Genomic DNA, 3536 nt, shown 5'->3' with positions numbered 1-3536 from the left:
GCCGGCGGTCCCGGCCTTTTTTAAAACTTCCGGACGCTAGCCGACCATCTTGATCTTCCAACTAATTTCCGCACCGGTCCAGACCTCCTCGGCCAGGTCCTCGCTCTCGGCCGGGATGCGTACCGCCATGCTGCAGTCGGGGTCGCCCGGCGGGTTGGGGACGAGCTTCGCCTCGATCCCTTGTCTGACGGCCGAGTGGTAGGCCATCATGGTCCGGGTGTTCGAGCCGAAGGTGTAGTAAGCGAAATCCGTCACTTGAGTATTTCCCCCAGCGTTCGATCCAGCACGTCCAGGTCGTCTTCGGTGTTGAAGGGGCCGAGGCTGACCCGCACGGCTCCGGTATCGCGCGTGCCCGCCAGCTCGTGCGCTCCCGGGGCGCAGTGCAGGCCCGTCCGGACCTGAATCCCCCCGCGTTCCTCTAAGTCGGCGGCCAACCGGTTGACGTCCCGGCCGGGGATGGTGAACGCGGCGAGGGGAACCCTGCCTTCGATGTCGGGCGGGCCGAGCAGACGGGCTCCGTATTTTCCCAGGATGTCCAGGAGCATTTTCAAGAGGCGGGTCTTTTGCCGGTGCAGCGCTTCCATGCCACGGTCGAGGACCCACCCGATGCCGGCGGTGAACCCCACCAGGCCGACGACGTTGTACGTGCCGCACTCGAGCCTCTCGGGCAGCTCTTCGGGCATGTCCTCGGCGATTGGCGTCCCGCCGCCCCCGCGCATGAGGGGAATCGGCTCGACGCCCGGGGCCGCGTACAGCCCGCCGGTGCCCTGGGGTCCGAGCATCCCCTTGTGGCCGGTGAAGGCGGCCACGTCCACGCCCCACCTCTCAAGCTCCAGGGGGACGACGCCGGAGGCCTGGGCGATGTCGGCCAGGACCAGGGCGCCGTGCGCGTGGGCGACCGACGTAAGCTCGGCGAGCGGTTGGACGGTTCCCAGGACGTTGGATACGTGGTTCAGGCAGAGCATCCTCGGCCACTTCTCGGCGAGCAGGCGGTCCAGGTCGGCGGGATCGTGGGGCCGGGTGTGATCGGCCGGGGCGAACCAGTCCAGCCCGATGACCCCCCGGCGGGCCAGGTCCAGGAGCGGCCGGCGCACGGCGTTGTGGTTGGTGATGCAGGCCAGGACGCGGTCCCCGGGTTTCAAGAGTCCGTAGAGCGCCTGGTTCAGGGCCCAGGTGGCGCCGGATCCCAGGCAGATGCGCTGCGGCCGCGTCACGCCCAGGAGCCGGGCCGCCGCCTCCCGCGCCGCGAATACCGACTCCGAGGCATGGATGGCCCGGGTGTGGGAACCGCGCCCCGCCGAACCGCCCTCCTCGGTGAGGAAACGGGCCATGGCCTCCGCGACGGCGGGCGGTTTGGGCCAGCTCGTGGCCGAGTTGTCCAGGTAGATGTATCTCGACTCACTCATCGGGGTTCAGAGGTTGGAAGACACCGATTGAAGGCGTCTGTAAGCCAGGTCGGCGGACGCCGGGGCGTGCCGTCCCGGTTCGTCACCGCGTGCCGGGTGAAGCCGGTGACCAGGAGCTCGCCGTCGCGGTGGATCTCGTAATCTATGCGCATGCTCGCCGGCCTGAGCTCGCCGACCACGGCGGTGACCTCGACCAGGTCGTCGTACCGCGCGCTACTCAAGAACTTGGCACCCGTTTCCACCGCGGGGAGGTAGTAGCCCCGCCGCTCCATTTCGGCGTAGGGGAGGCCGGCCTCGCGGAGGAGCTCGGTGCGCGCCGCCTCGAACCACACGAGGTAGTTGACGTTGTAGACGATGCCCATCTGGTCCGTATCGGCGTAGAGAACACGGTGGGTGATGGTGTGTGGAGGCATGCAACCCTCTTCGGCGGTGTGCTACACGATTATATAAGTTTCGCCGGGGACGGGCAAGCGGGCGGAAGTAACCGCGCCGCTTCACAAGCCGGGGGCCGTCTGGTAAGATAGCCGCTCCCCTGCGCGAGCTAGGTATCCATGTACCCCGTTTTTCTCCGCGACATACCCAACCCGTTCACCGGCGAGACCTTCGATATCCGGTGGTACGGCGTCTGGTTCACGGTGGCGATCCTCGTCGGCCTCGTCATCTTCGCCCGGCGCGGCAAGCGCATGCTCGGTCTGCCCTTCGACGACGTCCTCCTCCTGTCGGTGATCGTCATCGTAGCCGGTCTTTTCGGGGCCAAGCTGCTCACGGTCTTCCTCCAGTTGGACTATTTCTGGGCCGATCCCCTGGGTTTCCTCTTCGGTCGGAGCAACATCAGCATCACCGGCGGCCTGTTGGGAGGCGGTCTGGCGCTCTGGTTGATTTCCCGTCGTAAAGAGGGAATCGGGTTCCTCGGGGTGGCCGATGCCCTGGCCGGGGCCTTGCCTTTGGCCCAGGCTCTGGGGCGCCAGGCCTGCTTTTCCGCCGGGTGCTGCTACGGCAAACCCACCCACGCCTGGTGGGGCGTCACCTTCACCCACCCGGATTCGGTCTGCGGGCTGAAGGGCGTCCCGCTGATCCCGACCCAGCTCCTGGAGTCGGGACTGAGCCTGCTTCTGTTTTTAGGGATAATCGCTTTCGAGAAATTTGCGAAGAAAAGGCGCCAGGGGGCGACCTTCCTCGTGTACGGCTTTGGCTACGGGGCAATCCGCTTCGTGATGGACTTCCTCCGGGGCGACAAACAGGCCTTCTGGCTGGGGTTGACGACGAACCAGTGGGCGGTCGTCGTCGGCTTCGTGCTGCTGGGGCTGGCCTGGTGGCGTCTCTTGCCGAAAGCCTCCCCGGCGGTAGAGGTTTATACGGACCCGCCGGCGCGGAGGATTTTCAAGACGAGGATAAAGAAGGTGGGCCGCGGCTAGGCCAAAAAGGCACTCTCCCCCGCGGCGATGTCAAGGTGGCGCTTTAAACGCGGGGATGGTGCGGCGTAAAACGGCCAGTGTTGGCCGATTTCCTTTGGCACGCTGCTTGCTTTACTACCGATCGGACTATCGGTATCCAGTGTTTCGATTCGTTTGTTTAACAACCTCAGCTATTCCCGGAGGAGACCATGAAGTTCAAGCCTCTCGGTGACCGCATTCTGGTCAAGCGCCTCGTGGATGAGACCGAGAAAACCACGGGCGGCATAATCATCCCCGACACGGCCAAGGAGAAACCACAGCGCGGGAAGGTCGTCTCGCTGGGCGAGGGCAAACGCACCGAGGAGGGCGCCGTCCTCCCCATGCGCCTGAAGAAGGGCCAGGAGATTCTCTTCGGCAAGTACTCCGGCAACGAGGTCAAGATAGACGGCGAGGAGTACATCATCATGCGCGAGGACGACGTTCTGGGCGTCATCGAGTAGCGAAAGACACACTTTTCGTTTTTAAGGAGACATCCGATGGCTAAGATCCTGGAATTTTCCGAGGAAGCCCGGAAACATATGCTCGATGGCGTGACGATTCTCGCCCGGGCGGTCAAGGTGACGCTGGGCCCCCGTGGCCGCAACGTCATCCTGCAGAAAAGTTTCGGCGCCCCCACCATCACCAAGGATGGCGTGACGGTCGCCAAAGAGATTGAGCTGAAGGACAACTACGAGAA

General features: G+C 64.7%; 6 protein-coding genes. 3 read left to right on the top strand and 3 right to left on the bottom strand.

The features are described from left to right. Positions 1–36: 36 nt before the first annotated feature. The 3 genes from NTW26_00820 to NTW26_00810 are packed head-to-tail and all read right to left on the bottom strand — an operon-like array spanning position 37 to position 1819. Complete coding sequence (locus NTW26_00820; GenBank protein MCX7020817.1) at positions 37–255, bottom strand: DUF3343 domain-containing protein; 219 nt, start codon at positions 253–255, stop codon at positions 37–39. After that, entirely contained in the window at positions 252–1406 is a 1155-nt protein-coding gene (locus tag NTW26_00815) for an aminotransferase class V-fold PLP-dependent enzyme (GenBank protein ID MCX7020816.1), read from the bottom strand. The genes NTW26_00820 and NTW26_00815 overlap by 4 nt, the downstream gene beginning before the upstream one ends. After that, positions 1403–1819 carry a thioesterase family protein gene (locus NTW26_00810; protein MCX7020815.1) on the bottom strand — a complete coding sequence of 139 codons (417 nt, stop codon included), beginning with the start codon at positions 1817–1819 and terminating at the stop codon, positions 1403–1405. The genes NTW26_00815 and NTW26_00810 overlap by 4 nt, the downstream gene beginning before the upstream one ends. A 138-nt stretch (positions 1820–1957) precedes the next feature. Between NTW26_00810 and NTW26_00805 the strand changes: the two genes are divergently transcribed. From NTW26_00805 to groEL, 3 genes are all read left to right on the top strand, one after another. Next, on the top strand, positions 1958–2821 hold the full coding sequence (locus tag NTW26_00805) for a prolipoprotein diacylglyceryl transferase (protein MCX7020814.1): 864 nt from the start codon (positions 1958–1960) through the stop codon (positions 2819–2821). A 188-nt stretch (positions 2822–3009) separates the two neighbouring features. After that, complete coding sequence (gene groES / locus NTW26_00800) at positions 3010–3300, top strand: co-chaperone GroES (GenBank protein MCX7020813.1); 291 nt, start codon at positions 3010–3012, stop codon at positions 3298–3300. Positions 3301–3336: 36 nt separating this feature from the next. Beyond that, on the top strand, positions 3337–3536 hold a 200-nt coding region (groEL, locus tag NTW26_00795; protein ID MCX7020812.1), incomplete at its 3' end, for a chaperonin GroEL.

This window comes from bacterium (assembly GCA_026398675.1).
Lineage (GTDB): Bacteria > RBG-13-66-14 > RBG-13-66-14 > RBG-13-66-14 > RBG-13-66-14 > RBG-13-66-14.
This window is presented reverse-complemented; position numbering and strand designations above follow the sequence as displayed.

Coding starts and splice junctions, on each gene's coding strand:
- NTW26_00815 (MCX7020816.1), bottom strand. CDS start 1,406: ATGAGTGAGTCGAGATACATCTACCTGGACAACTCGGCCACGAGCTGG.
- NTW26_00810 (MCX7020815.1), bottom strand. CDS start 1,819: ATGCCTCCACACACCATCACCCACCGTGTTCTCTACGCCGATACGGAC.
- NTW26_00805 (MCX7020814.1), top strand. CDS start 1,958: ATGTACCCCGTTTTTCTCCGCGACATACCCAACCCGTTCACCGGCGAG.
- groES (MCX7020813.1), top strand. CDS start 3,010: ATGAAGTTCAAGCCTCTCGGTGACCGCATTCTGGTCAAGCGCCTCGTG.